At 72.7% G+C, this 25,249-nt stretch carries 23 protein-coding genes and 1 riboswitch; of the genes, 13 read left to right on the top strand and 10 right to left on the bottom strand.

All coding sequences use genetic code 11. The features are described from left to right. Positions 1 to 275 precede the first annotated feature (275 nt). Genes ACFYZJ_RS04480 through ACFYZJ_RS04470 form a run of 3 tightly spaced genes read left to right on the top strand, consistent with a single transcriptional unit; the run spans position 276 to position 5,160 of the window. Complete coding sequence (locus tag ACFYZJ_RS04480; RefSeq protein ID WP_388562743.1) at positions 276 to 1,304, top strand: AAA family ATPase; 1,029 nt, start codon at positions 276 to 278, stop codon at positions 1,302 to 1,304. Beyond that, positions 1,304 to 2,662 carry a DUF58 domain-containing protein gene (locus ACFYZJ_RS04475; RefSeq protein WP_388562741.1) on the top strand — a complete coding sequence of 453 codons (1,359 nt, stop codon included), beginning with the start codon at positions 1,304 to 1,306 and terminating at the stop codon, positions 2,660 to 2,662. The genes ACFYZJ_RS04480 and ACFYZJ_RS04475 overlap by 1 nt, the downstream gene beginning before the upstream one ends. After that, positions 2,659 to 5,160 carry a DUF3488 and DUF4129 domain-containing transglutaminase family protein gene (locus ACFYZJ_RS04470; RefSeq protein WP_388562739.1) on the top strand — a complete coding sequence of 834 codons (2,502 nt, stop codon included), beginning with the start codon at positions 2,659 to 2,661 and terminating at the stop codon, positions 5,158 to 5,160. Before ACFYZJ_RS04475 ends, ACFYZJ_RS04470 begins: the two co-directional genes overlap by 4 nt. Positions 5,161 to 5,502: 342 nt before the next feature. Here the strand turns inward: ACFYZJ_RS04470 and ACFYZJ_RS04465 are convergent, their stop codons facing one another. The 3 genes from ACFYZJ_RS04465 to ACFYZJ_RS04455 form a co-directional block, all read right to left on the bottom strand. Beyond that, complete coding sequence (locus ACFYZJ_RS04465) at positions 5,503 to 5,886, bottom strand: DUF3040 domain-containing protein (protein WP_388562737.1); 384 nt, start codon at positions 5,884 to 5,886, stop codon at positions 5,503 to 5,505. A 276-nt stretch (positions 5,887 to 6,162) separates the two neighbouring features. Then, the gene (locus tag ACFYZJ_RS04460) at positions 6,163 to 6,933 is read right to left on the bottom strand and encodes a methyltransferase (protein ID WP_388562735.1); all 771 of its coding nucleotides are present in this window, start codon (positions 6,931 to 6,933) and stop codon (positions 6,163 to 6,165) included. A 150-nt stretch (positions 6,934 to 7,083) separates the two neighbouring features. Further along, positions 7,084 to 7,623: an SAV_6107 family HEPN domain-containing protein gene (locus ACFYZJ_RS04455; protein ID WP_388562733.1), complete on the bottom strand. Its 540-nt coding sequence runs from the start codon at positions 7,621 to 7,623 to the stop codon at positions 7,084 to 7,086. A gap of 226 nt (positions 7,624 to 7,849) precedes the next feature. On the opposite strand from ACFYZJ_RS04455, the gene ACFYZJ_RS04450 reads away from it, so the two are divergent. From ACFYZJ_RS04450 to ACFYZJ_RS04435, 4 genes are all read left to right on the top strand, one after another. Then, positions 7,850 to 8,662: an ATP-binding cassette domain-containing protein gene (locus ACFYZJ_RS04450; protein WP_388562731.1), complete on the top strand. Its 813-nt coding sequence runs from the start codon at positions 7,850 to 7,852 to the stop codon at positions 8,660 to 8,662. Next, positions 8,634 to 10,718 (top strand): YhgE/Pip family protein, encoded by a 2,085-nt coding sequence (locus ACFYZJ_RS04445; protein ID WP_388562729.1) that lies wholly within the window; start codon positions 8,634 to 8,636, stop codon positions 10,716 to 10,718. The genes ACFYZJ_RS04450 and ACFYZJ_RS04445 overlap by 29 nt, the downstream gene beginning before the upstream one ends. Positions 10,719 to 10,762: 44 nt before the next feature. Further along, the gene (locus ACFYZJ_RS04440) at positions 10,763 to 11,395 is read left to right on the top strand and encodes a TetR/AcrR family transcriptional regulator (protein ID WP_388562727.1); all 633 of its coding nucleotides are present in this window, start codon (positions 10,763 to 10,765) and stop codon (positions 11,393 to 11,395) included. A gap of 450 nt (positions 11,396 to 11,845) precedes the next feature. Then, a complete protein-coding gene (locus ACFYZJ_RS04435) occupies positions 11,846 to 13,354 on the top strand; it encodes a phytoene desaturase family protein (RefSeq protein ID WP_388562725.1) in 1,509 nt (502 codons plus the stop codon). Positions 13,355 to 13,502: 148 nt separating this feature from the next. Here the strand turns inward: ACFYZJ_RS04435 and ACFYZJ_RS04430 are convergent, their stop codons facing one another. From ACFYZJ_RS04430 to ACFYZJ_RS04410, 5 genes are all read right to left on the bottom strand, one after another. Then, a complete protein-coding gene (locus ACFYZJ_RS04430) occupies positions 13,503 to 14,435 on the bottom strand; it encodes a hypothetical protein (RefSeq protein ID WP_388562723.1) in 933 nt (310 codons plus the stop codon). Positions 14,436 to 14,490: 55 nt separating this feature from the next. Beyond that, positions 14,491 to 15,414, bottom strand: coding sequence for a methylenetetrahydrofolate reductase [NAD(P)H] (gene metF, locus ACFYZJ_RS04425; RefSeq protein WP_388562721.1), 924 nt, complete (start codon positions 15,412 to 15,414; stop codon positions 14,491 to 14,493). Between the two features lie 119 nt (positions 15,415 to 15,533). After that, positions 15,534 to 16,184 carry a thiamine phosphate synthase gene (gene thiE / locus ACFYZJ_RS04420; protein WP_388562719.1) on the bottom strand — a complete coding sequence of 217 codons (651 nt, stop codon included), beginning with the start codon at positions 16,182 to 16,184 and terminating at the stop codon, positions 15,534 to 15,536. A gap of 203 nt (positions 16,185 to 16,387) precedes the next feature. Further along, complete coding sequence (locus tag ACFYZJ_RS04415) at positions 16,388 to 16,753, bottom strand: Rv2175c family DNA-binding protein (protein WP_388562717.1); 366 nt, start codon at positions 16,751 to 16,753, stop codon at positions 16,388 to 16,390. A 136-nt stretch (positions 16,754 to 16,889) separates the two neighbouring features. Further along, positions 16,890 to 18,116, bottom strand: coding sequence for an NAD(P)/FAD-dependent oxidoreductase (locus ACFYZJ_RS04410; RefSeq protein WP_388562716.1), 1,227 nt, complete (start codon positions 18,114 to 18,116; stop codon positions 16,890 to 16,892). A gap of 137 nt (positions 18,117 to 18,253) precedes the next feature. Then, positions 18,254 to 18,366, top strand: a riboswitch (TPP riboswitch). On the opposite strand from ACFYZJ_RS04410, the gene thiO reads away from it, so the two are divergent. The 5 genes from thiO to ACFYZJ_RS04385 all read left to right on the top strand — a co-directional run bounded on the left by thiO (position 18,364) and on the right by ACFYZJ_RS04385 (position 23,540). Further along, positions 18,364 to 19,563, top strand: a complete 1,200-nt coding sequence (gene thiO, locus ACFYZJ_RS04405; RefSeq protein WP_388562715.1) for a glycine oxidase ThiO — start codon at positions 18,364 to 18,366, stop codon at positions 19,561 to 19,563. Its footprint overlaps the riboswitch before it by 3 nt. Further along, positions 19,560 to 19,760, top strand: coding sequence for a sulfur carrier protein ThiS (gene thiS / locus ACFYZJ_RS04400; RefSeq protein ID WP_388562713.1), 201 nt, complete (start codon positions 19,560 to 19,562; stop codon positions 19,758 to 19,760). Before thiO ends, thiS begins: the two co-directional genes overlap by 4 nt. 3 nt (positions 19,761 to 19,763) lie before the next feature. Continuing rightward, the gene (locus tag ACFYZJ_RS04395) at positions 19,764 to 20,558 is read left to right on the top strand and encodes a thiazole synthase (protein WP_388562711.1); all 795 of its coding nucleotides are present in this window, start codon (positions 19,764 to 19,766) and stop codon (positions 20,556 to 20,558) included. 99 nt (positions 20,559 to 20,657) lie between these two features. Further along, positions 20,658 to 22,571: a Stk1 family PASTA domain-containing Ser/Thr kinase gene (pknB, locus tag ACFYZJ_RS04390; RefSeq protein WP_388562709.1), complete on the top strand. Its 1,914-nt coding sequence runs from the start codon at positions 20,658 to 20,660 to the stop codon at positions 22,569 to 22,571. A 69-nt stretch (positions 22,572 to 22,640) separates the two neighbouring features. Continuing rightward, positions 22,641 to 23,540, top strand: coding sequence for a deoxyribonuclease IV (locus ACFYZJ_RS04385; RefSeq protein WP_388562707.1), 900 nt, complete (start codon positions 22,641 to 22,643; stop codon positions 23,538 to 23,540). A 25-nt stretch (positions 23,541 to 23,565) separates the two neighbouring features. On the opposite strand, the gene ACFYZJ_RS04380 is transcribed toward ACFYZJ_RS04385, so the two are convergent. Next, positions 23,566 to 24,198 carry a sulfite oxidase-like oxidoreductase gene (locus ACFYZJ_RS04380; RefSeq protein ID WP_388562705.1) on the bottom strand — a complete coding sequence of 211 codons (633 nt, stop codon included), beginning with the start codon at positions 24,196 to 24,198 and terminating at the stop codon, positions 23,566 to 23,568. A gap of 152 nt (positions 24,199 to 24,350) precedes the next feature. Here ACFYZJ_RS04380 and bfr point away from each other — a divergent pair, with 152 nt between their 5' ends. After that, on the top strand, positions 24,351 to 24,830 hold the full coding sequence (gene bfr, locus ACFYZJ_RS04375; RefSeq protein WP_388562703.1) for a bacterioferritin: 480 nt from the start codon (positions 24,351 to 24,353) through the stop codon (positions 24,828 to 24,830). On the opposite strand, the gene ACFYZJ_RS04370 is transcribed toward bfr, so the two are convergent. Continuing rightward, entirely contained in the window at positions 24,827 to 25,069 is a 243-nt protein-coding gene (locus ACFYZJ_RS04370) for a bacterioferritin-associated ferredoxin (RefSeq protein WP_388562701.1), read from the bottom strand. The genes bfr and ACFYZJ_RS04370 overlap by 4 nt on opposite strands. Between the last annotated feature and the right edge of the window lie 180 nt (positions 25,070 to 25,249).

Genomic DNA, 25,249 nt, shown 5'->3' with positions numbered 1-25,249 from the left:
TCCGGGCGCCCACCCCGTACTCCACCCGCCGTCAGCAGGGCGCCGGGAAAAGTCCATTCGGACAAAGATCCCGGCTCCGGTGCGCCAGAAAGCCCGTAAGGCCGACATATCGCGGCCAGTTATCCACAGCCGAGTGACACGAATCGGTAACGGCGGCAAGAATGCGGGTTGTGACGTCACGCGGAACTTCTCTCGCGTGGTGTCCGTGATTCGGGGTGGGCCGGTCCGCACAGCAGAGCGTCGGCCCGGAGAAAGAACGGGCCGAGGAGGGCCGGGTGACGACCTATGACGATCGAGCGAGCCTCACTGATCTGACCGCCACTGTGGAGCGCGTCCGCAGATCGGTGGAAGGAGTGATCGAGGGCAAGCCCGAGGTCGTACGGCTTTCGCTGACCGTGCTGCTCGCCGAGGGGCACCTGCTGATCGAGGACGTCCCCGGCGTGGGCAAGACCATGCTCGCCAAGGCACTGGCCCGGTCCATCGACTGCTCGGTGCGACGCATCCAGTTCACGCCCGACCTGCTGCCCTCGGACATCACGGGCGTGTCCATCTGGGACCAGCAGCGGCGGGACTTCGAGTTCAAGCCGGGGGCCATCTTCGCCCAGATCGTGATCGGCGACGAGATCAACCGCGCCTCGCCCAAGACCCAGTCCGCCCTCCTGGAGTCGATGGAGGAGCGGCAGGTCACCATCGACGGCCAGACCTACGAACTGCCCAGCCCCTTCATGGTGGTCGCCACCCAGAACCCGGTGGAGATGGAGGGCACCTATCCGCTGCCCGAGGCCCAGCGCGACCGCTTCATGGCCCGTGTCTCCATCGGCTACCCCAGCCCCGAGGCCGAACTGCAGATGCTCGACGTCCACGGCGGGGTCAGTCCGCTGGACGACCTCCAGCCGGTGGCGCACGCGCACGAGATCGTGAAGCTGGTGGAGACCGTCCGCGGCGTCCACGTCGCGGAGACGGTCCGGCGCTACGCGGTGGACCTGGTCGCCGCCACCCGCACGCACCCCGACCTCAGACTCGGCGCCTCGCCGCGCGCCACGCTGCATCTGCTGCGCGCGGCGAAGGCCTCCGCCGCCCTGGCCGGCCGGGAGTACGCGCTGCCGGACGACGTGCAGGCGCTCGCCGTGGCCGTCCTGGCCCACCGACTGCTGCCCACCGCCCAGGCCCAGCTCAACCGCCGTACGGCGGAGCAGGTCGTCCAGGAGATCCTGCAGAGCACCCCCGTGCCCGCGACGCCCCAGCAGCAGTCCGGCCTGACCATGGGTCGCGGCTTCGGCGAGCAGCCGTCCCGGAGCCTGTGATGACCCACGGGGGGACGGCGCGCACCGCCGAGGAGGCCCGGGGCGGGCTGCGCACCGCGCTCGCCGGGCTGACCACGCGCGGCCGGTCGTTCCTCGCCGCCGGTGTGGCCGCCGCGATCTGCGCCTACGTCCTCGGCCAGGGCGAACTGCTGCGGGTCGGGCTCCTGCTGGCGGTACTGCCCCTGGCGTGCGCGACCGTGCTGTACCGCACGCGTTACCGGGTCGCCGGCAGCCGCCGCCTGTCCCCCTCGCGGGTGCCCGCGGGCTCCGAGGCGCGGGTCCATCTGCGCATGGACAACGTCTCGCGGCTGCCCACCGGGCTGCTGATGCTGCAGGACCGGGTGCCCTACGTCCTCGGGCCGCGCCCGCGGTTCGTCCTGGACCGGGTGGAGGCGGGCGGCCGCCGCGAGGTGTCCTACCGCGTGCGCTCGGACCTGCGCGGCCGGTATCCGCTGGGCCCGCTCCAGCTGCGGCTGACCGACCCCTTCGGGATGTGCGAGCTGACCCGGTCCTTCTCCACGTACGACACCCTGACGGTCATCCCGCGCGTGGAGCCGCTGCCGCCGGTCCGGTTCGCCGGTGAGGCGCAGGGGTACGGCGACGGGCGGCAGCGCTCGCTCGCGCTGGCCGGTGAGGACGACGTGATCCCGCGCGGGTACCGGTACGGTGACGACCTGCGCCGGGTGCACTGGCGCTCCACCGCGCGCTACGGCGAGCTGATGGTGCGCCGGGAGGAGCAGCCGCAGCGGGCCCGGTGCACGGTACTGCTCGACACCCGGGCGATCGCCTTCCAGGGCGCGGGCCCCGACTCGGCGTTCGAGTGGGCGGTGACGGGCGCGGCGTCCACGCTGGTGCACATGCTCGAACGAGGCTTCTCGGTGCGGCTGTTGACCGACACGGGCAGCTCGGTGCCCGGTGAGGGCGCGGACGGGTTCGCGGGCGCGAGCCAGGAGTCTGCGGACGCGGCCGGCCTGATGATGGACACACTCGCCGTGATCGACCACTCGGACGGCGCGGGTCTGTCGCGCGCCTACGACGTGCTGCGCGGTGGGAACGAGGGGCTGCTGGTGGCGTTCTTCGGCGATCTCGACGAGGAGCAGACCGCGATGGCCGCCAAGATGAGCGGGCGCAGCGGCGGCGCGCTCGCGTTCGTGCTGGACAGCGACGCCTGGGGACGCGAGACGGGCGATGTGCCGGGCGCGTGCGCCCGGAGCGAGGAGCGGCTGCGGCTGCTGCGCGAGGCGGGCTGGACCGCTCTGCGCGTGCCCCGGGGCGTGGCCTTGACGGAGCTGTGGCGCGAGGCGGACCGGCAGCGCACGGGCGTGGGCGCCGTGAGCGGTACGGAGGGGCGGTCATGAGCGGGCGGGCACGTCTGGCGGTCTGTGCCGCGGCGGCGACGCTGATGACGTCGTGCGCCCTGCTGCCGCTGGTGTCCCCGGCGACCTGGCTGCTCCAGGCGGCGGTGCTGGTGGCGGTGGTGACCGGGGTGGGTGCGGCGACCCGGCGGGTGCCGCTGGCACGTCCGCTGACCCTCGCCTGCCAGGTGGTGGTCGCCCTGCTGCTGCTCACGCTGGTCTTCGCCCGGCAGCAGTCCCTCGCCGGGTTCGTCCCCGGCCCGGACGCGTTCCGCCACTTCGGGGAGCTGCTGCAGTCGGGCAGGGACGACGTCGGGCGGTACACCAGCCCGGCGCCGCTGACACCCGGGATCCGGCTGATGGTGGTCGGCGGGGTGCTGCTGATCGGGCTGCTGGTGGACGCGCTGGCGGTGACGTTCCGTGCGGCGGCCCCGGCCGGCCTCCCGCTGCTCGCGCTGTACGCGGTGGCCACGGCCCTGTCGCACGGCGGAGCCGACTGGGTGTGGTTCCTGGTGGCCGCCGGCGGCTATCTGATGCTGCTGCTGGCCGAGGGCCGGGACCGGCTCTCCCAGTGGGGGCGGGTCTTCACCGGCGGCCCGCGCGCCCAGGGCGCGGACTCCGGGGGCGCGGTGGCTCCCGTGCGCACCGGGCGGCGGATCGGCGCGGTGGCGCTCGGTGTCGCCCTGGTGGTGCCGCTGGCCCTGCCCTCGCTGCGCGGTGGGCTGCTGGACGGCACCGGGGCCGGGGTGGGCGCGGGGCTCGGCGACGGCAACACGATCTCCGCGGTCAACCCGCTGGTGTCGCTGCGCGACAGCCTGAACGTGGACCAGGACCGTCAGGTCATGGCGTACCGCACCAACACGGACGACACCCAGGACATGTACCTGAGGATCGTCGCCCTGGACGACTTCGACGGCACCACCTGGAAGCCCGCCCAGCGGCACATCACCTCGGTGCCGGACACGTTCCCGACGCCGACAGGGCTGGCGGGCAGCGTGCGACGGACCGAGATCGAGACGCGGATCTCGGCGGCGGACTGGTACGCACAGGACTGGCTGCCGATGCCGTACCCGGCGACGAGCGTGAAGATCAAGGGCAGCTGGCGGTACGAACCGGTGGGCCGCACGCTCGTCGGCGACCACGGGCAGAACACACGGGGCGTGCAGTACGACGTCAGGAGTCTGGTCGTGCAGCCGACGGCGGAGCAGCTGGCCGAGGCGCCGGAACCGCCTGCGTCGCTGAGGCGCGAGTTCACGAAGGTGCCGTCCTCACTGCCCGCCGTGGTGGCCCAGACGGCCCGCAGGGTGACGGCCGGGTCGTCGAACCACTACGAGGAGGCGGTCAAGCTCCAGGACTACTTCGCGGTCGACGGCGGCTTCACCTACAACACCCAGGTGCAGGTCGGCACCGGACCGAACGCGATCGCCCGGTTCCTGAAGGACAAGCAGGGCTTCTGCGTGCACTTCTCCTTCGCGATGGCCGCGATGGCACGGACGCTGGGGATACCGGCGCGGGTCGCGGTCGGTTTCACCCCGGGGTCGCCGCAGGCGGACGGTTCGATGTCGGTGGGGCTGCGGGACGCGCACGCGTGGCCCGAGCTGTACTTCGAGGGCGTGGGCTGGACCCGTTTCGAGCCGACCCCGAACCGGGGCTCGACCCCGTCCTACACGCAGTCGAACACGCCGACCGGGGAGATCCCGGTGGTGCCGCGGCCGTCGCTGTCGTCGTCGACGGCGTCGTCCGCCGCGCCGTCGGCGAGCGAGAGCTGCTCGGCGGCCCTGCGGAAGCTGGAGGGGTGCCCGAGCCGGTCCGCGCAGGTCGCGGGGGGCTCCGGGGACGACGGTCCGCCGTGGTACCGGGTGCTGTTCTGGACGCTGCTGGGTCTGGTGCTGGTGGCGGTGCCGCTGACGCCGATGCTCTGGCGGCTCAGGAGCCGGTCGGTGCGGCTGGCCTCCGCGCGGCACGCCCCCTCCGTGCCGCCGCTCGCCCGCGTCCGCCGCGGGGATCGCGGTGGTGACGGGGACGCGGACGACGTGGGGGTGACGGTGCTGCGCGGTGAGGCCGCCTCCAGCCGGGCGCCCGAGGCGGCCGTGGGGCACACCCTGGCCGTGTGGCGGGAGCTCACGGACACGGCGTGGGACTACGGCATCGCGCCGGACGACGCGCTGACCCCGCGCAAGGCGGCCGAGCGGATCGTGCGGCTCGGCCGGCTGGACCCCGAGACGGCCGGTGCCGTGCACCGGGTGGCGGGCGCGGTGGAGCAGGTGCTGTACGCGCCGGAGCCGCGGTCCGAGACGGGCCTGGTGGACGACGTGCGGAAGCTGCGGGCGTCCCTGCGCTCGACGGTCAACCGGCGGACCCGCCTCCGTGCGATCGTGGCGCCACCGTCGGCGATGCGCGCGGTATGGGCGGCGGCGGACCGCTGGGCCGATCTGAGGGCCCGCTGGACGGCCCGCTGGACCGCCCTGATGCGCCGCCCGTCGGGCCAGCAAGGGAGCTGAGACGGAGTGCCGCCGGCCCGGATCCGGGCCGGCGGCACGGGCTCCTCCCCCGCCGGACGGACGATGCCGGCCTGCGGCACGGCAGACGGGTCCGGTCCGGGTTCGGGGCGGCTTCGGAGACCGGCGGAACCACGGCGCCAGGTGCCAGGTGCCAGGTGCCAGGTGCGCCAGGTGTAATGGTGTTCTGCGGCACTGCGCCCGCCCGGGCAGGCGCCCGTCGCCGGGAAACTGCGGCGGTGACAGTCGGCCCGGGTCGGGCGCCCCTCCCGGGGACAACAACAGGGGCGACCGTCCGGTCGCCCCTGTTGCGTCACGTTTTCGGCCGGTGCCCGAGGGCTACCGCTACTGGCCCTGTTCGTCCCGTCGGCGCTGCCAGCGCTCTTCGATGCGGTCCATCATGGAGCGTCGCTGACGCACCTGACCGCGGATGCCCGGCGCTCCCTGCTCACCCGGCTTGGGAACCTTCCGCCAACCGGTGACCACGAGCACCGCACAGCCCAGCATGACGAGGAATCCCACCACGCTGATCCAGATCTGCTTCGCGACCATTCCGGCCATGAGGAGCGCGATACCCACGAGGAAGCCCGCGACCGCCTGGTAGACCCGCCGCCGGGTGTACGTACGCAGCCCGCTTCCCTCAAGCGCCGACGCGAACTTGGGATCTTCGGCGTACAGCGCTCGCTCCATCTGCTCGAGCATGCGCTGCTCGTGCTCCGAGAGCGGCACGGAGTCCTCCTCATCGTGCAGTCGCCGGGGCGACCGGGGGTCCCCTTCAGGATAGGCAGGGAATCGCCCCCTTGAAACCCGCCCCTCTACGCCAATTGGCCAACCGGAATCCGCCATGCCCGTCCCGGCTCGCTGAGATCTTCATTCCCCAGCGGCTGACCCGTCATGCCGATCGGTCTCCCTCGATCATACGGCGCGGGGCGCCCGATCGGAGGGCCTGTGGCGTACTCCATCCGCCACCAAGCCGCTGATCAGCGGGGCGTCACGACAGGCCGCTCAGGCCTTGGCGGCCTCCTCGGTCTCACCGAGCACGTGCAGCTGGGTCGCCACGGAGTGGAACGCCGGGGACTCGGCCGCCGCGGCCTCCAGCTTGAGCAGCGCCTCCAGCGCGCCCGGCTCGGTGTCGACCAGCACTCCGGGCACCAGGTCCGCGAAGACCCGCACGCCGTGCACCGCACCCACGCGCAGTCCCGCGTCCTCGACGAGCGCGGTGAGTTGCTGCGCGGTGAAGCGGTGCGGTACGGGGTCGCTCTCGCCCCAGCGGCCGTTCGGGTCCTGGAGCGCCTGCCTGGCCTCCTTGAAGTGCCCCGCGAGGGCCCGCGCGAGCACGGCACCGCCGAGGCCCGCGGCGAGCAGGCTGAGGACACCGTCGGGGCGCAGGGCCTCGACGGCGTTGCGAACGCCCTCGGCGGGGTCGTCGACGTACTCCAGGACGCCGTGGCAGAGCACCACGTCGTAGCCGCCGGGCTCGACCACGTCGAACAGGCCGTGCGCGTCCCCCTGCACGCCCTGCACCCGGTCGGCGACACCGGCCTCGGCGGCCCGGCGCTCCAGCGCGAACAGCGCGTTGGGGCTCGGGTCGACGACGGTGACGCGGTGGCCGAGGCGGGCGACGGGCACGGCGAAGTGGCCGCTGCCGCCGCCGGTGTCGAGGACGTCGAGCGCCTGCCGTCCGGTGGCTTTGACCCGGCGCTCGAGGGCGTCCTGGAGGACCTCCCAGACAACAGCGGTACGGAGGGAGGCGCGGGGTCGCATCGGGTCCGACACGGCAGTTGACTCCTCGGCGCGGCACCGCCTGGTGTTCGGCGGAGCGATCGGACGGCCTTCCGGCCCCCGTTACCAGGGCGAAAGACTTCAGGCGCCTCCACCCTATTGCCTCCGGCCCCCGACCCGGACCCCTCACCCCGCCGGGATCCGTCACCCCGCGTCCGGCATCTCCCGCTCGGCCTCCTGGCGCGGTTGCGGAAGCACCGGCTGGAGCACCAGCATCCGCTCCACCAGGCGCAGGAACATCGCCACGTCCCGGATCAGGTCGTCCGCGTCCCGGGTGCCGGCCGCACCCCGGATGCCGGCCTCGGCGCGGGCTCGGCGGAGGGCGCCGGAGGCGAACAGCGCACTCCACTCGGTGAGTTCGGGCGCGATCTCGGGGAGGACTTCCCAGGCACTGCGGATCTTCGCGCGGCGCCGTGCGGTCGGCTCCGGGCGCCCGCGCGCGGCGAGCACGGCGGCTGCGGTGCGCAGGGCCGCCAGATGGGCCGTCGCGTACCGCTCGTTCGGTGTTTCGAGGAGGGTGGCCTCCTCCAGTGCGGCGCGGGCCTGGGCGAGCAGGTCGAGGGCGGCGGGCGGGGCCGTGGCGCGGCGCAGCACGGGGTGCACGTCGCTCGCCGGTCCGGTCAGTGAGGGGGCAGGGCCGGTGCCGCGGCGCCGGCGTGCGGCGGCTGCGTGGTGACTGGCCATGACGAACCTCCTGTCGTCTGTGTGACGGCACGCCCTGATACGGGGTGCCGTATGTGCCCATCGTGAGGTATGGCACCGACAATCCGTTCTGACCTGCTCTTTTGCTTCGTTCAAAAGTTCGGAGTAGTTTTTGCACTGACCAGTCAGTTCAAAAGCCCCGGCCCCGCGACGGGAGCCCGGGACTGGGTGCCCCACCCAGGGGAACGAGGGGGACATGGAGGGGGACATGGACATGCAGGAGACGGCGACAGGGGTCGCCGTCAGCGCCACCGGCTTGGGGGTGGAGGGACCGCGCGGCTGGGCCTTCCAAGGCGTGGCCCTCGACGCGGAACCCGGCTCGCTCATCGCCGTCGAGGGCCCTTCGGGCTCCGGCCGCACCTGTCTGCTGCTGGCGCTCACCGGGAGGATGAAGCCGAGTGAGGGGCGGGCCACGGTCGGCGGGCACCGGCTGCCCAAGGAGATGTCCGCCGTGCGCCGGATCAGCGCGCTCGCGCACGTGCCGGGCGTCACCGACCTCGACCCGGCCCTGACCGTCGGCGAGCACCTGCGCGAACGCGCCCTGCTGGAAAGCAGGTTCGGGGACTCCCTGCGCGCGCTGCTGCGGCCAAGGAGTGATCGGGCGGCCGATGCGGCAGGCCGGATCGACGCCGCCCTCGCAGCCGCCGGACTCGACCCGGAACAGTTGCCCAAGGGCCGCCGGACCGCCGTACGCGACCTGGAGCGTCTTGAGGCACTGCGGCTGTCGGTGGCGCTGGCCCTGATCGGCCGGCCTCGCCTGCTCGCCGTCGACGACGCCGACCTCAAGCTGTCCTCCGCCGAACGAGCCGAAGCCTGGGGCCTGTTGAGGTCGCTGACCGAGAACGGGACGACCGTCCTCGCGGTGTGTGCCGAGGCGCCCGAGGACGCGGTCGTGGTGTCGGCGGCATCCGGCGCGCGGCACGCGCGCGAGGACACCGAGACCACTCCCGACGAGCCGACCCAAGACGGTGACGACGACAAGGAGACGGCGGATGCGCTCGCCGAAACTGGCCGCGCTTGAGCTCAGGCGGTTCGGCAGGGGAAAGCTGCCCCGTGCGGCGCTGGTCGCGCTCCTGCTGCTGCCGCTGCTGTACGGCGCCCTGTACCTGTGGTCGTTCTGGGACCCCTACGGGCGGCTCGACCGCATCCCCGTGGCGCTCGTCGACGACGACAAGGGGGCGACCGTGGCCGGCCGGAAGCTCACCGCGGGCGCCGACCTCGTCAAGGGGCTGCTCAAGAGCGACACCTTCGAGTGGCACCGGGTGAGCGCCGCCGAAGCCAGGAAGGGCGTCGAGGACGGCACCTACTACCTGTCGCTGACCATGCCGTCCGACTTCAGCGCCAGGATCGCCTCCAGCTCCGGTGACTCCCCCGAGACCGGCGCCCTCCAGGTGCGGACGAACGACGCCAACAACTACATCGTCGGGCAGATCTCCAAGACGGTGTTCGCCGAGGTGCGCGCGGCCGCCTCCACCAAGGCGTCGCGGTCGTTCCTCGACCGGATCTTCATCTCGTTCTCGGACATCCACGGGGCGACCGTGAAGGCCGCCGACGGCGCCGACCGGCTCACCGGCGGGATCGGCAAGGCGGAGAAGGGCTCCAAGGACCTCGCCGACGGCCTGGAGGAGGCCAGGAACGGCAGCGGAAAGCTCTCGAACGGTCTGAAGAAGCTCGACCAGGGCGCGGGCGACCTCCAGGACGGCGCCCAGCAGGTCGCGGACGGCACCCAGGCCCTCGCCGACCGGGTGCACGGAGCGGCCGACCAGGTGCGGCCCTTCCTGAGGAAGGACGGCCGGCAGATCGCCGACACCGCGACCGTGGTGGCCGACTCGGCCGACGTCATCAGCGAGCACCTGGACGCCTTCGTCACCGCGGCCCCCGTCGCCGAGAAGGGCACGCGGGAGGCGTCCGAGACGCTGGACGCGGTGTACGCGAAGCGCTGCGTGAACCAGGTCCTGCCCGATCCCGCCTGCGAGGACCTGAAGAAGGCGAAGGACGCCGCGGCGGACGCGGCGCGGCTCGCCGAGGACGTGAACACCGTGGTGCGGGACTACCACGGCGACATGACCGCCATGCGGCAGGACCTCAAGACCCTCCAGCGGCAGGCCCGGGCGCTCGCCCAGGCGGCACCGCACCTGTCCGACGACCTCGACGACGCGGTCTCCAAGGTGGACGCGCTCAACAAGGGCGCCGCCCAGGTCGCCAAGGGGGCCCGGACCCTGCACACCGGCCTCGGCACCGCCCGGTCCGGGGCGGCCGACCTGGACTCGGGCATCGGCAGGCTGGAGAGCGGCGCGATTGACCTGAACGGCGGTATGTACAAGCTCGCCGACGGCTCCGGGAAGCTCGCCGGCGGACTGCACGACGGCGCGGGGAAGATCCCCGACTACGGCAAGCAGGACCGCGACCGGCGCACCCAGGTCATGGCGGACCCGGTGCGGCTGGCCTCCCGGGACCTGCACCACGCGCCCAACTACGGCACCGGTTTCGCCCCGTACTTCATCCCGCTGTCCCTGTGGGTGGGCGCGATGGTGGCGTACATGCTGATCCCGCCGATGAACCGGCGCGCGCTCGCGGCGGGCGCCTCCGCCTGGCGCATCGCGCTGGCGGGGTGGCTGCCGGTGGCCGCCGTGGGTGTGCTGCAGACGGCCGCCCTGATGGCCGTGCTGCACTGGGCGATCGGCCTGGAGATGACGCGGGCGGCGGGGACGATCGGGTTCCTGTTCCTGGTGGCGGCGTGCTTCGCGGCGCTCGTCCAGTGGCTGAACGCCCGCTTCGGGGCGGCCGGCCGGATCCTCGTCCTCGCCCTGCTGATGCTCCAGCTGACGTCCGCGGGCGGCACCTACCCCGTGCAGACGTCCCCGGGCTTCTTCAACGCCATCCACCCCTTCCTGCCGATGAGTTACGTCGTCGCAGCGCTGCGCAGGCTCATCACGGGCGGCGGCCTGGGACCCGTGTGGCAGGCGTCCGCCGTGCTCGCCGCGTTCACCGCGGGCGCCCTCGCGCTGACCGCCCTGTCGGCCCGGCGCAGGCAGGTGTGGACGTTGGACCGACTGCACCCGGAACTGAACCTGTGAGGTCCGGGCCCTCCCACCGGGCCGTACCTGTGACAATCAGGGCCATGGAACGCAGCAGCGCCGCTACGTCGGGCGGCTCAGGCCGCCGCGAGGCGACCCGGCAGAAGCTCTACGAGGCAGCCGTCACCCTGATCGCGGAGCAGGGGTTCTCCGCGACCACCGTCGACGAGATCGCCGAGCGGGCCGGGGTCGCGAAGGGCACGGTCTACTACAACTTCGCGAGCAAGTCAGTCCTCTTCGAGGAGCTGCTGCGGCACGGTGTGGGGCTCCTCACCGCCTCCCTGAGGGACGCGGCCGAGCAGAGCGACCGGGCGGGCGGGACCACGGTGGACGCCCTGGACGCCATGATCCGCGCCGGGCTCGCCTTCATCGCCCGCTACCCGTCCTTCACCCAGCTGTACGTGGCCGAGCTGTGGCGCACCAACCGGGCCTGGCAGTCCACGCTCATGGTGGTCCGCCGGCAGGTCGTCGCGGCGATCGAGGACGTGCTGCGCGCGGGCGTGGAGAGCGGCGAGTTCAGCGACGAGATCGACGTCCCGCTGACGGCCGCGGCACTGGTCGGCATGGTGCTGGTGGCGGCGCTGGACTGGCAGTCGTTCCAGCCGGAGCGCTCCCTGGACGACGTGCACGCGGCGCTGTCACGGCTGATCCAGGGGCGCGTGAGCGGCGGCCGATAGGGGCTGCTGGACGGCCGGTAGGGCTGACTGGCCGCGCGTGGGGGCGCGGACGGCCGCGGCGCTCGGCAGCCGGAAGCGCCGGTTCCTGGTGGCCGCGCCCTTGGCGGGCCGCCTCGAACCGGCGCTCCGTCGTGCCCCCGTGACCCCCGTTCGGTCCTTCCCCCGGGTCTCCCCCTGCCTCGCTTCCGCCGGAGAAGTGCCGGCGGAAGGAGCGGTCAAGGGCGGGCACCGTTCCGCCGCCCCGTGTCGGCGGTGCCGGAGCCGTGCCCCTTTCCGTGCCTCCACTCTCTCGTCCGCGCAGGTCGGACCCCATCCGCGCAGATACTCATCTCTCCGGCTAGGTACGGATACTCAGGGCTGAGCGCTCACCCCCACGGCACGGATGTGCCGGAAGGCCCCGGTCACCGGCCCGCGGCCGGATTGTCGGCGGCGGCCGATAAGGTCGCAGGCATGGCACGGATTGCGGTGATCGGCGCCGGGATGGGCGCGATGGCGGCCGCCGCCCGGCTGGCCGTCGCGGGCCACCGGGTGGTGGTGTACGAGCGTACGGAGACGTACGGCGGCGCGGTGCGCCGTTTCTCCCGCGACGGCTTCTCCTTCGACACCGGCCCAGGCCTGCTGCCGCTGCCCGCGGTCTGGCGCGATCTGTTCGTCAAGACCGGCAAGGAGCCGCTGGAGGACTGCGTCGAGCTGGTCCAGGTGGACCCGTCGTCACGGCACATCTTCGCGGACGGCACCGAGGTCTCGCTGCCCAACGCCTCACGCGCGGGTGTCGTCGCGGCCCTGGACGAGGCGCTGGGCGCGGGGGCGGGCGAGCGCTGGGGCGACTTCCTGGTGCGGGCCCGCGAGGCCTGGGACCGTACCCGCCGGCCGCTGCTGGAGGAGCCGCTGTGGCCCAACTGGCAGGTGCTGGCGGAGAAGGAGCCGTATCCGGCGGTGCCGCACAAGCGGCTGCTGCGCACGCGGCGGGCCGGCACGCTCGCCGAGGTCGGCGCCTGGGAGCTGCGCGACCCGCGGCTCGCGGCCCTGCTGGAGAGCCACGCCCTGGCCTACGGCCTGGATCCACGCACCACCCCGGCAAGCGCGGCGGTACTGCCGTACATGGAGCACGCCTTCGGCATGTGGTACGTCGGCGGTGGGATGCGGGAGCTGGCGCGGGCCGTGTACGAGCGGTGCCTGGCCCGGAGGGTGAAGTTCGTCTTCGGCGCCGAGGTCACCGGGATCGTCGAGAAGGACGGCCGGGCGGCGGGGGTGGAGCTGGCCGGGGGGTCGGTGGCGGAGGCGGAGCACGTCGTGGCGGGCATGGACGCCGGGCGGCTGCACCGTCTGACGGATCACCTGCTCCAGGACGAGGGCGACGTACGGCACGTGCCCGACGCCGCACGGCCCGCGCGGTTCACGGTGCTGCTGGCGCTGCGCGGTCCGCGTGAGGCCGGGGCGGCGCACCGCACGGTGGTGCACACGCCCGACAGGAGCGCTGAGCTGGACTCGCTGCGCTCCGTCGCCGCGGACGGCGTGCGGCCCACGGTGACCGTCCTGCGCCCGGACGACCCGGCGCTGCGCCCGGACGACGGGCACGAGTCCGTGGTGCTGTCCGCGGTTGCCCCGTCCGAGGAGGAGTGGGCCGTGGGCGGGTCCGCGGAGCGCTTCGCCGATCTGATGGTCACGGTGGCGGAGGCCGCCGTCCCAGGGCTGCGGGAGCGGCTCCTGTGGCGGGAGATACGCACGCCGGGCCACATCGAGCAGGAAACGGGCGCCGAGTGGGGGGCCGTTCCCGCGCCCGCGCTCGCAGCGGGCGACGGCCGCTTTCTGCACCCGGCCAACACCACCCGCTTCCCCGGCCTTCATCTCGTGGGCGGCTGGTCCCACCCGGGCGGGGGTCTTCCCCACGCCGGGATGTCGGGCGCCCTGGTCGCCGGGCTCATCGTGGAGGGACCGGACTTCCGGGGCTCGCAGTAGGCGCCCCGGGCGGCTCCAGTGCCGCGGCAGGCAACGTTTGCCCGTCAAGGAGCGGCGTCCGGTGCGTGCTCTGGGGGTACCCCCTGCTCGAAGAGCTTGGGGGAGCGTGCCGGGCGTCGCGACGGGGCGAACGTTGCCTGTCGCGGCACTAGAAGCGGTAGCGCTCGTCGTAGCCGTTGCCGTGCGCGGTGCCGTTGTCCTGGTAGGGGTACGGCTGCTCGGGCGGGAGTTCGCCGCCGAGGGCGTCGTCGGTGGTGCGCTGCTGGGGCACCCAGACACCGCCGGCCGGGGTCTCCCCGTAGGTGCCGGTGGCGTACTGCTCCTGACCGTACGCCTGCTGCCCGTACTGCTGCTGCCCGCCGCCGTACGCGCCGTCGTACGAGCCGCCGCCGTAGGTCTCCGTGCCCTGGTACGGGTCGGGGTAGGCGCCGTACTGCTGCTGGCCGCCCCCGTACCCGTAGTGCTGCTCCTGGCCGTATCCGGAGTAGCCGTCGTAGGCGTAGGCCTGCTGCTCCTGGGGCTGTCCGGCGGTGGTGTTGTAGGCGGTGTCGGTGTAGACGCCGTAGGAGCCGGTCTCCTCGGGCAGCGGCTGCGGCTCGTAGACGGCGGTGGCCTCGGCCGCGGTCTCCGCGGACGGGGTGGTCCCCGGGCGGGTGAAGACGTCGTCGTGGTCGTCCTCGTCGTACGCGTCGTCCTGGCGGTACGTTCCGGCAGGCATCGTCGTCGTAGCGGCCGCCTGCTCCAGGTCGGTGTCCTGCGGTGCCTGCTGCTGGCGCGCCTTCTCGCCCCGGCGGCGCTTGCTGCCGGTGCCCGCGCCCTCGCGCGGGCGGTTGCCGACCGCCCAGCCGGAGGCGAACCCGCGGCGGAACGACAGGGTGACGTAGGTCTGCCCGACCGCGAAGGCGGCCGCGCCCAGGGCGATGACCAGCACGGAGGGGATCAGGACGCCCAACACGACGCCGAGGAATCCGACGAACGCGAGTAGCCGCCAGCGCAGGCGTGCCTTGTACTGCAGCAGCACCTCACCGAGCAGCCACAGCGCGACGATGCCGAACGCGATGTAGAGGACCGTCCAGCCCATGTACGCCCCTCTCCCAGTGGCCGCTACGCAGTGTGTCGCATACGGGTGCGGCGGTCTAGGCCCGCTGCGGGTGGTGCAGGCCCAGGTTCTCGTAGATCTCCAGCGTCGCCGTGGAGTTGTTGAGTGTAATGAAGTGCAACCCGGGGACCCCCTCGGCCAGCAGCCTCGCGCAGAACTCCGTGGCGAAGTCGATGCCGATCGAGCGTACCGCCGCCGGATCGTCCTTCGCCGCGAGGATCCGCTCTTTCAGGGCGTCGGGGATGGCGGCGTTGCTGAGCTGGGGCAGCCGCTGAAGCATCCGCACACTGGTCACGGGCATGACCTCGGGGATGACCGGGGTCTCGCAGCCGGTCGCGGCGACCCGGTCACGCAGCCGCAGGTACGACTCCGGCTGGAAGAACATCTGGGTGATCGCGTAGTCGGCGCCGGCCCGGCACTTGTCGACGAAGTGCGCGACGTCGGTGTCCCAGTCGCTGGAGCGGGGATGCATCTCCGGGAAGGCGGCGACGCCCACGCAGAAGTCGCCCGACTCCTTGATGAGCCGGACGAGTTCGGCCGCGTAGGTCAGGCCCCTGGGGTGCGGCACCCATTCGCCCATGGGGTCGCCGGGCGGGTCGCCGCGCACCGCGAGCATGTTGCGAATCCCGGCGTCGGCGTACTGGCCGATGATGTTGCGCAGCTCGGCGACGGAGTGGTTGACCGCGGTGAGGTGGGCGACCGGGGTGAGCGTGGTGTCGGCGACGATCTGCTCGGTCTCCTTGACCGTGCCCGCACGGGTGGAACCGCCGGCGCCGTACGTGACGGAGACGAAGTCGGGGGCGACCGCCTCGACCCTTCGGAGCGCGCTCCACAGGTTCCGCTGGCCCTGAGGGGTCTTCGGCGCCGAGAACTCGAACGAGTACGTCGTCTTGCCGGTGGCGAGGATGTCGCGCACGGTCCGTGCGCGATCAGTCCTCGTGGATGCGGTTCCGAGGGCCATAGTCGCAGGTTAGCCAGGGGGCGCCGGTCCCCCAACCAGACAGTGGGTATTTGCCCGAATTGCCGACTTGTTGTCCACCCTTCGGACAACGCGGGGGCAGGACCGGCCTCCGGGCACCCCTACGCGGAGCGCAGCCGCTTGGCGAACTCGGCCGCCGCCGCGCCCGGGTCGTCCGCCTCCGTGATCGCGCGGACGATCACCACGCGGCGGGCGCCGGCATCGAGGACCTGGTCCAGGTTGCCGAGGTCGATGCCGCCGATGGCGAACCAGGGGCGGTCGGTGCCGAGCGCGGCGGTGTGGCGGACCAGGCCGAGACCGGGGGCGTGCCGGCCGGGCTTGGTGGGGGTGGGCCAGCAGGGGCCGGTGCAGAAGTAGTCCACGCCCTCCTGGACGGCGGCGGCCTCGGCCTCCGTCTCGGAGTGCGTGGAGCGGCCTATGAGGATGTCGTCGCCGAGGATGGCGCGGGCCGCGGGGACGGGGAGGTCGCCCTGGCCTAGGTGCAGGACGTCGGGGCGGCCGGCGTGGGCGACGTCCGCGCGGTCGTTCACCGCGAGGAGCTTGCCGTGGCGGGCACAGGCCTCGGCGAGGACCTCCAGGTGCTCCAGCTCCTCGGCGGCCTCCATGCCCTTGTCGCGCAGCTGCACGATGTCGACGCCCCCGGCGAGGACCGCGTCGAGGAACTCGGCGAGGTCGCCTTGGCGCTTGCGGGCGTCCGTGCACAGGTAGACGCGGGCGTCGGCGAGCCGGGCGGTGCGGGCGGTGTCGGGCACGGTGGTGTTCCCCCGTTGTCGGTGGCGTACGGGCCGCGGCGGGGTGCGGTCGGCCGGGCCGGGGGCGTGTCCCGGTGGCCCGCGGCCCGTACGCCGGACGGTTGTTCTTGTCTGCGGGCCCGATCAGACCGGAACCGGTCCGATCGGGTCAGGTCCGATCGGGTCAGGTCCGATCGGGTCAGGTCCGATCGGGCTGGATCGGATCAGACGGCGAGCGCCTGCGCGCGGCGCTTCACCTCCGTGCCGCGATTCTCGCGGAGAGCCTGCGCGGGGGTACCGGGCAGGGTCGGGTCGGGGGTGAAGAGCCACTCGATCATCTCTTCGACCGTGAAGCCGTCGTCCCGCAGCAGGGTCAGGGTGCCGGACAGGCCCTTGACCACCTTGTCCCCGTCGATGAAGGCGGCGGGGACGTGCAGCGCCTTGTTCTCGCCTCGGCGGACGGCGATGAGCTGGCCCTCCTTGACCAGCTGCCGTACGCGGGTCACCTCGACACCGAGGGCTTCCGCGATGTCGGGCACGGTGAGCCAGGCGGGGACGAGAGCATCGATCTTTGCGTCAATCTCGGTCACGGGATCAAGCGTGCCATCCGGGACTGACAGTCGGAAGCGGGGCGCCTCCGGCGGGGTTAGCCGGAGGGGTGAGTACCGCCGGGCGGGGTGCTGCTCCGTGGGGTGCGAAGGCGGCGGGGGCGTCCGGCGCCGCCGCCTACGACGTCGCCTCCTTCAGCGGACGGGACGGGTCCGACAACAGGGTCGGGTCCATGGGGGTGCCCGATTCGATCAGGCGGCGCCCTTGCGCCAGGTCCCGCGGACGGCCGACGGCCAGCAGGGCCACCAGGCGGCCCGCGCGCAGCCAGCAGACCGTCCAGGCCGCTCCTGCGGGGTCCCCGCGCCACACCGTCGTGTCGGCGGACGCGTGGTGGCCCACGTACTGGACGAACCGGCCGAACTGCTCCGACCAGAAGTACGGCACCGGGTCGTACGCCACCGGCGTCTGACCGATGATGTTCGCGGCCACCGTGCGCGGCCCCTGAAGGGCGTTGTCCCAGTGGTGGACCAGCAGGCGCTCCTCGTAGCGGCCCGACGGGAAGGACGCGCAGTCGCCGACCGCGTACACATCCGGCACCGAGGTGCGCAGATGGTCGTCGGCCAGCACCTCGCCGTGCACGCCGAGCTCGATTCCGGACCCGGCCAGCCAGGCCGTGGCGGGCCGGGCCCCGATGCCCACCACCACCGCTCCGGCCGGCACCCGGGAGCCGTCGTCCAGCACCACCGCGCCCGGCTCGACGCGCTCCACGCGCGCGTGCGTGCGCAGTTCCGCCCCGCTGTCCGCGTACCAGGCCGTCATCGGCGCCGCGACCTCGGCGGGCAGGGCCCCCGCGAGCGGCCGGTCCGCCGCCTCGACCACGGTCACCGCACAGCCCGCCTCGCGCGCGGCGGTGGCGAACTCGGCGCCGATCCAGCCCGCGCCCACGACCACGATGTCGTGCTGCCGGGCCAGCACCGGCCGCAGCCGCTCGGCGTCGTCGAGCGTGCGCAGCAGATGCACCCCGGGGACGCCCTCCGCGCCCGGCAGCCGGATCGGCTCCGCACCGGTCGCCACGACCAGGACGTCGTACGGGACGGGGCCCCGCTCGGTGTCCAGCTCATGGTCCTCGGGGCGCAGGCCGGTCGCCTCCCGGCCCAGCTCCAGCTCGATCCCCAGCCCCTCGAAGTCCACGTCGAAGGCGGAGCCCTCGGCCTTGCCGAGCAGCACGGCCTTGGACAGCGGCGGCCTGTCGTACGGCTGGTGCGGCTCCGCCCCGATCAGCGTCACGCTGCCGGTGAAGCCCTGTTCGCGCAGGGCGACCGCGGTCTGCACCCCGGCCATGCCCGCACCCACAACGACGACGCGCCGTGCCGTACCGCCCCGTGCCTGCGTCTGCTCGCTCACCTGATCGCCCACCTGATCACCATAGACAACTGACAAATTGTCAGTCAGGGGGCGTGCTGAGTGACGTCCTCCACAGCGCGCCGAGCCGCGGGAGGCTGTCTTACAAGGCCGATGCCCTGAGGGCTAGGGTGGCCACCGTAAGCACTCGCGGGAGCCCGGCGCACCGGGCTGAGAGGGAGGCTGGGACGGCCTCCGACCGTACGAACCTGATCCGGGTCATGCCGGCGAAGGGAGGGGCTGGACGCCCATGTCGCGTACACCGGACGAACCGTCGACACCCCACGGACCGTCGACCGTGTCGGACGTCCTCGTCATCGGGGGCGGGATCATCGGGCTCGTGACCGCCTGGCGGGCGGCACGGCGCGGGTTCGCCACCGCCGTGGTGGACCCGGAGCCGGGCGGCGGAGCCGCGCAGGTGGCCGCCGGGATGCTGGCCGCCGTCACCGAGCTGCACTACGGCGAGCAGACGCTGCTCGGTCTGAACCTGGAGTCCGCGCGCCGCTACCCGGACTTCGCCGCCGAGCTGACCGAGGCCACCGGTCAGGACCTCGGCTACCGCCGCTGCGGCACGCTCGCCGTCGCTCTCGACGCCGACGACCGCGCCGAGCTGCGCGAACTGCACGCCCTGCAGCAGCGCTCGGGGCTGGAGTCGGAGTGGCTGAGCGGGCGCGAGTGCCGCCGGCTGGAGCCGATGCTCGCGCCGGGCGTGCGCGGGGGGCTCAGGGTCGACGGCGACCACCAGATCGACCCGCGCCGTCTCGCCGCGGCCCTGGTGACGGCCTGTGAACGCGCCGGAGTGGTGTTCCACCGGGTGTGGGCCGAGCGGCTCACCGTGGTGCGGGACCGGGCGGCCGGGGTCAGGACCGCCGACGGCACCGAGCTCGCCGCCGGGCAGGTCGTTCTCGCCGGAGGCAGCCTCAGCGGGCGGCTCGAGGGCGTCCCGGACGACGTCCTGCCGCCCGTACGCCCCGTGAAGGGACAGGTGCTGCGATTGACCGTGCCGGAGCGGTACGCGCCGTTCCTGAGCCGTACGGTGCGCGCCGTGGTCCGCGGGGGCGCCATCTACCTCGTGCCGCGCGAGAACGGCGAGCTGGTGGTCGGCGCCACCAGCGAGGAACTGGGCTGGGACACCACGGTCACCGCGGGTGGGGTGTACGAGCTGCTGCGGGACGCGCACGAGCTGGTGCCCGGGATCACCGAACTGCCGCTCACCGAGACGCGGGCGGGTCTGCGCCCGGGCTCCCCGGACAACGCGCCGCTGCTCGGACCCACGGAGCTGGAGGGCCTGCTGCTGGCCACCGGCCACTACCGCAACGGCGTCCTGCTCACCCCGGTCACCGGTGACGTCATGGCACATGTGCTGACCACCGGGCAGCTCCCGGAGGAGGCCCGCCCCTTCACCCCCCGGCGTTTCACCGCCGCCGCACTCACGGAGCAGCCCGCATGAACATCTCGGTCAACGGGCAGACCCGCGAGGTCGCTCCCGGTACCGCCCTCGACGCGGTGGTGCGGAGCCTGACCGCGGCCCCCTCGGGCGTGGCCGCCGCCCTCAACGAAACCGTCGTCCCGCGCACGCAGTGGGCGTCGACGTCCCTCTCCGAGGGAGACCGCGTCGAGGTCCTCACCGCCGTCCAAGGAGGCTGACCCATGGCTGACGATCCCTTCGTCCTCGGGGGTACGACCTACTCGTCCCGGCTGATCATGGGGACCGGTGGCGCGCCCAGTCCGGACGTGTTGGAGCGGGCGCTGGTGGCGTCCGGTACGGAGCTGACGACGGTGGCGATGCGGCGCGTCGACGCCTCGGTGCACGGCTCGGTCCTGTCCGTGCTCGACAAGCTGGGCATCCGGGTGCTGCCGAACACCGCGGGCTGCTACACGGCGGGCGAGGCCGTGCTCACCGCACGCCTCGCGCGCGAGGCGCTCGGCACGGACCTGGTGAAGCTGGAGGTCATCGCCGACGAGCGGACCCTGCTGCCGGACCCGATCGAGTTGCTGGAGGCGGCCGAGACGCTGGTGGACGACGGCTTCACCGTGCTGCCGTACACGAACGACGACCCTGTGCTCGCGCGCAAGCTGGAGGACGTCGGCTGCGCCGCGATCATGCCGCTGGGCTCCCCGATCGGGTCCGGGCTCGGCATCCGCAACCCGCACAACTTCGAGCTGATCGTGGAGCACGCGCGCGTGCCGGTCATCCTGGACGCGGGCGCGGGCACGGCGTCGGACGTGGCGCTGGCGATGGAGCTGGGGTGCGCGGGTGTGATGCTTGCCTCGGCGGTGACGCGGGCCCAGGAACCGGTCCTGATGGCGGAGGCCATGCGGCACGCGGTGGAGGCCGGCCGGCTGGCGCGGCGCGCGGGCCGCATTCCGCGCCGTCACTTCGCCGAGGCGTCGTCGCCGACGGGAGGCATGGCCCGGCTGGACCCGGAGCGGCCGGCATTCTGAACGGTCCCGAACAGGCGTGCGTCACAGCTCGGCTGCAGTCGGGCCCCGGTGTCCCCGCAGCGGCCTGCGCCGACAGTGCACCCTCGTAGACTCACCAGCGTGGATACGACCCTTCAGGACCCTCTCGTCGGGCAGGTGCTCGACGGCCGCTATCGCGTCGACGCGCGGATCGCGGTCGGCGGGATGGCCACGGTCTACCGGGCCCTGGACACCCGTCTGGACCGTGTGCTCGCGCTGAAGGTGATGCACCCGACGCTGGCGGCCGACGGCTCCTTCGTCGAGCGGTTCATACGCGAGGCCAAGTCGGTCGCCCGCCTCGACCACCCGAACGTCGTGCAGGTCTTCGACCAGGGCACCGACGGGTCGTACGTCTACCTCGCCATGGAGTACGTCTCCGGCTGCACCCTCAGGGACGTGCTGCGCGAGCGCGGGGCGCTGCAGCCGCGCGCGGCCCTGGACATCCTGGAACCGGTGCTCGCCGCCCTGGGGGCCGCGCACCGCGCCGGGTTCGTGCACCGGGACATGAAGCCCGAGAACGTCCTCATAGGTGACGACGGCCGGGTCAAGGTGGCCGACTTCGGTCTGGTCCGGTCCGTCGACACCGTCACCAACACCACGGGCACCGTCCTCGGCACCGTCTCCTACCTCGCCCCGGAGCAGATCGAGCACGGCACGGCCGACCCGCGGGTGGACGTGTACGCGTGCGGGGTCGTCCTCCACGAGATGCTGACCGGAGCCAAGCCGCACCACGGCGGCTCCCCCGCACAGGTGCTCTACCAGCACCTGAACGAGGACGTGCCGCCGCCGTCGGCGGCCGTGCCCGGGCTGTCCGTCGAACTCGACGACCTGGTCGCCTCGGCGACCGCGCGCAACCCCGCGCTGCGCCCGGCGGACGCGGTGGCGCTGCTGGGGCAGGTGCTCCAAGCCCGCGGCGCGCTGACCGACGAGCAGCTGGACGCCGTGCCGCCGGGCGCCCTCACCACGGACCACGACAACGCCGGGGACCGCACGAGCGTGATCCCGCGCCTGCTGCCGGCCCGCCCGGTGGGCGAGGAGCGGGAGGCCGTCCTCAACCGCACCAGCCGGCTTCAGGCCCCGCCGCCCGAGCCGCGGCGGCGCTCGGCGCGGCCCCGGCGCGGGCTGCTCGCGCTGGTTCTCGCCGTGCTGGTGGTCTTCGGTGTCGGCACGGGGGTCTGGTACATCAACTCCGGCCAGTTCACCAAGGTCCCGCCGCTGCTGGCGAAGACGGAGGCCGAGGCGCGGGCCCGGCTGAAGAAGGCCGGTCTCGAGGTCAGGCAGGTCAAGCACGCCTACAGCGACACGGTGAAGCGGGGCACGGTGATCAGCACCGACCCGGCGGCGGGGGCGCGGATCCGCTCACACGACTCGGTGACGCTGACGCTCTCGGACGGTCCCGAGACGGTGCGGGTGCCCGATCTGAAGGGCGATCCGCTGGACGAGGCGCAGGCCAGGCTGAAGAAGGACGGCCTGGTGCCGGGGATGGTCACGCAGGCGTTCAGCGAGGACGTGCCCAAGGGCTCCGTGATCGACACGGACCCCGGAGCGGGGACCGAGCGGCACGGCGGTTCGGCGATCGCGCTCACCGTCAGCAAGGGCAGCCCGGTGGACGTGCCCGACGTCAGGGGGGCCTCCCTCGACGACGCGACATCGCAGTTGCAGGAGGCGGGCCTGCAGGTGAAGATCGCTGACACGCAGGTCACCTCGGAGTACGACGCCGGAAAGGTCGCCCGGCAGTCGCCGGACGGCGGTCAGCAGGCCGGCCAGGGCGACACGGTCACGCTGACGATCTCCAAGGGCCGGCCGATGGTCGAGGTGCCGGACGTCACCGGTCAGAACGTCGACGACGCGAAGAAGGCACTCGAAGCCGCGGGTTTCCAGGTGGAGGAGGACCGGGGTCTGCTGGGCCTGTTCGGCGACACGGTGAAGAGCCAGTCGGTCAAGGGCGGGGACAAGGCACCGAAGGGATCGACGATCACCATCAAGATCCGCTAGGACCTGTCCCGGACCGATGGCCCGATGACCGAGGACGGGGCACCCGGGACCACGTGACACCCTTGGGGGGTGAGCACTGAGCAGTCCCGTGGCGCCCCCGACGCCCTCGGCCCCTCGCGCAACCCGATCGGCAGCCATGTCCCGGTGGCCGGTGGGCTGAACTCCGTCGGCCTCGCCTACGCCCGCGACATCGGGGCCGAGACGGTGCAGGTCTTCGTGGCCAACCCGCGCGGCTGGGCGACGCCCGCCGGCAGTCCGCGTCAGGACGAGGAGTTCCGGGCCACGTGCGCCGCCGAATCGATCCCGGTGTACGTCCACGCCCCGTATCTGATCAACTTCGGCTCGCACGCCGAGGCGACCGTGGACAGGTCGGTGGAGTCGCTCAGGCACTCGCTGCGCCGGGGCCGTGCGATCGGGGCGCGGGGCGTGGTGGTGCACACCGGCAGCGCGACCGGCGGCCGGGACCGTTCCGTGGCGCTGAGGCAGGTACGGGAGCGCATGCTGCCGCTGCTGGAGGAGCTGACGCACGAGGACGACCCGTGGCTGCTGCTGGAGTCGACCGCGGGCCAGGGCGCCTCACTGTGCTCGCGCACCTGGGACTTCGGGCCGTACTTCGAGGCCCTGGACGCCCACCCCAAGCTCGGTGTCTGCCTCGACACCTGCCACATCTTCGCCGCCGGACACGACCTGACCGGGCCGGACGGCACGCATCAGACCCTGGACCTGCTGGTGGGGACCGTCGGCGAGGGCCGGCTCAAGCTGATCCACGCCAACGACTCACAGGAGGCGGTCGGCGCCCACCGGGACCGCCACGCGAACATCGGCGCCGGACACATCGGCGAGGGCCCGTTCCGTGCGCTGATGACGCACCCGGCCACCGAGGGCGTGCCCCTGATCATCGAAACACCCGGCCGCAAGGAAGGACACGCCGCCGACGTGGAGCGGCTGAAGAAGCTGCGGGACGGCTGAGCCGCAGGCCGTCGGAGTCGGGCCGTCAGAGTTCCGGGCCGTCCCCGGGCTGCTCCTGGTACGAGTACCGCTGCTCCTGCCACGGGTCACCGATGTTGTGGTACCCGCGCTCCTCCCAGAAGCCGCGCCGGTCGGTGGTCATGTACTCGACGCCGCGGACCCACTTGGGGCCCTTCCAGGCGTACAGGTGCGGCACGATCAGGCGCAGCGGGAAGCCGTGTTCCGCGGTGAGCAGCTCGCCGTCCTTGTGCGTGGCGAAGATCGTGCTGTCGGACGCGAAGTCGGACAGGCGCAGATTGGAGCTGAAGCCGTACTCGGCCCACACCATCACATGGGTGACGGCGGGCGCGGGCGGCGCGATCTCGAGGATCGTACGGGCCGGGATGCCGCCCCATTCGGCCCCGACCATGCTGAACTTCGTCACGCAGTGCAGATCGGCCACCACGGTCGCGTACGGCAGCGACGTGAACTCCTCGTGGCTCCAGCAGCGCTTCTCGCCGTCCGCGGTGGCGCCGAAGACCCGGAACTCCCAGCGCTCGGGGCGGAACTTGGGCACGGGACCGTAGTGCGTGACCGGCCAGCCCCGCTGGAGTCGCTGTCCCGGCGGAAGCTGTGACCGTGCCGTTTCTCCAGATTCGCGCTCCACCGGATGACCCATGACTCCATCCTGACAGACGGCGGAGGGTGCACATGACCAGCCCCGGCTCAATTCAGGACAAGCCAGACTAAGTGTGAACTTACTGGACGCCCCTGGGTACCGGTGCCATCATGCGGCGCAGCCCCCTGTCCCCGCCCGGAAGGAGCCCCGCGATGCAGGGCGACCCGGAGGTCATCGAATTCCTCAACGAGCAGCTCACCGCCGAGCTGACCGCGATCAACCAGTACTTCCTGCACGCGAAGATGCAGGAGAACTGCGGGTGGTACAAGCTCGCCCGGTACACGCGGCGGGAGTCGTTCGACGAGATGAAGCACGCGGAGGTGCTCACCGACCGCATCCTCTTTCTCGAGGGCCTGCCGAACTACCAGCGGCTCTTCCATGTGCGGGTGGGCCAGACCGTCAGGGAGATGTTCGAGGCGGACCGGCAGATCGAGGTGGAGGCGATCGACCGGCTCAGGCGCGGGATCAAGGTGATGCGGGAGAAGGGTGACATCACCTCCGCGAACATCTTCGAGTCGATCCTGGCGGACGAGGAGCACCACATCGACTACCTGGACACCCAGCTGGAGCTGCTGGAGAAGCTGGGCGAGGGCCTGTACGTCTCCCAGCTCGTCGAACAGCCGGAGAGCTAGGCGGCTTCCTCCAGACCGGACAGCTCGGACAGGGCGGACAGCACCGGTTCGGCGATCTCACGGCGAGGGCACGCGCCGCGCCCCAGGAGCGCCTGGATCCTGCGCACACAGGACCCGCAGTCCGTGCCCGCCTTGCAGGCGGAGGCGATCTGCCGCGGCGTGCAGGCGCCGTTCTCCGCGTGCTGCCTCACCTGCTGCTCGGTGATGCCGAAGCAACTGCAGACATACACGCGGTCCACCTCCCGCCGGGTTCAATAAGGCAAACCTAACCTTACCCGCCCTGCCGGGGGCGCGACAGCGGAGTGGGGGGGGGGGGGGGGGGGGGCGCCCCCCCCCCCCCCCCACGCGGCGCGGCCCGGCGCGCGCGGGGCCGCGGCGGACACCCGGCCCCCCACCCCCCCCGCCCACCCCGGGGGGGC

It is taken from the genome of Streptomyces sp. NPDC001848 (assembly GCF_042891915.1).
Classification (GTDB): domain Bacteria; phylum Actinomycetota; class Actinomycetes; order Streptomycetales; family Streptomycetaceae; genus Streptomyces.
This window is presented reverse-complemented; position numbering and strand designations above follow the sequence as displayed.

Excerpts from the sequence above, each read along its gene's own strand:
- thiO (WP_388562715.1), top strand. The coding sequence starts at position 18,364 with ATGTCGCGTACACCGGACGAACCGTCGACACCCCACGGACCGTCGACC.
- ACFYZJ_RS04395 (WP_388562711.1), top strand. The coding sequence starts at position 19,764 with ATGGCTGACGATCCCTTCGTCCTCGGGGGTACGACCTACTCGTCCCGG.
- ACFYZJ_RS04440 (WP_388562727.1), top strand. The coding sequence starts at position 10,763 with ATGGAACGCAGCAGCGCCGCTACGTCGGGCGGCTCAGGCCGCCGCGAG.
- ACFYZJ_RS04380 (WP_388562705.1), bottom strand. The coding sequence starts at position 24,198 with ATGGGTCATCCGGTGGAGCGCGAATCTGGAGAAACGGCACGGTCACAG.
- ACFYZJ_RS04455 (WP_388562733.1), bottom strand. The coding sequence starts at position 7,623 with ATGGCCAGTCACCACGCAGCCGCCGCACGCCGGCGCCGCGGCACCGGC.
- thiS (WP_388562713.1), top strand. The coding sequence starts at position 19,560 with ATGAACATCTCGGTCAACGGGCAGACCCGCGAGGTCGCTCCCGGTACC.
- metF (WP_388562721.1), bottom strand. The coding sequence starts at position 15,414 with ATGGCCCTCGGAACCGCATCCACGAGGACTGATCGCGCACGGACCGTG.
- ACFYZJ_RS04450 (WP_388562731.1), top strand. The coding sequence starts at position 7,850 with ATGGACATGCAGGAGACGGCGACAGGGGTCGCCGTCAGCGCCACCGGC.
- ACFYZJ_RS04470 (WP_388562739.1), top strand. The coding sequence starts at position 2,659 with ATGAGCGGGCGGGCACGTCTGGCGGTCTGTGCCGCGGCGGCGACGCTG.
- ACFYZJ_RS04445 (WP_388562729.1), top strand. The coding sequence starts at position 8,634 with ATGCGCTCGCCGAAACTGGCCGCGCTTGAGCTCAGGCGGTTCGGCAGG.
- ACFYZJ_RS04430 (WP_388562723.1), bottom strand. The coding sequence starts at position 14,435 with ATGGGCTGGACGGTCCTCTACATCGCGTTCGGCATCGTCGCGCTGTGG.
- ACFYZJ_RS04435 (WP_388562725.1), top strand. The coding sequence starts at position 11,846 with ATGGCACGGATTGCGGTGATCGGCGCCGGGATGGGCGCGATGGCGGCC.
- ACFYZJ_RS04475 (WP_388562741.1), top strand. The coding sequence starts at position 1,304 with ATGACCCACGGGGGGACGGCGCGCACCGCCGAGGAGGCCCGGGGCGGG.
- bfr (WP_388562703.1), top strand. The coding sequence starts at position 24,351 with ATGCAGGGCGACCCGGAGGTCATCGAATTCCTCAACGAGCAGCTCACC.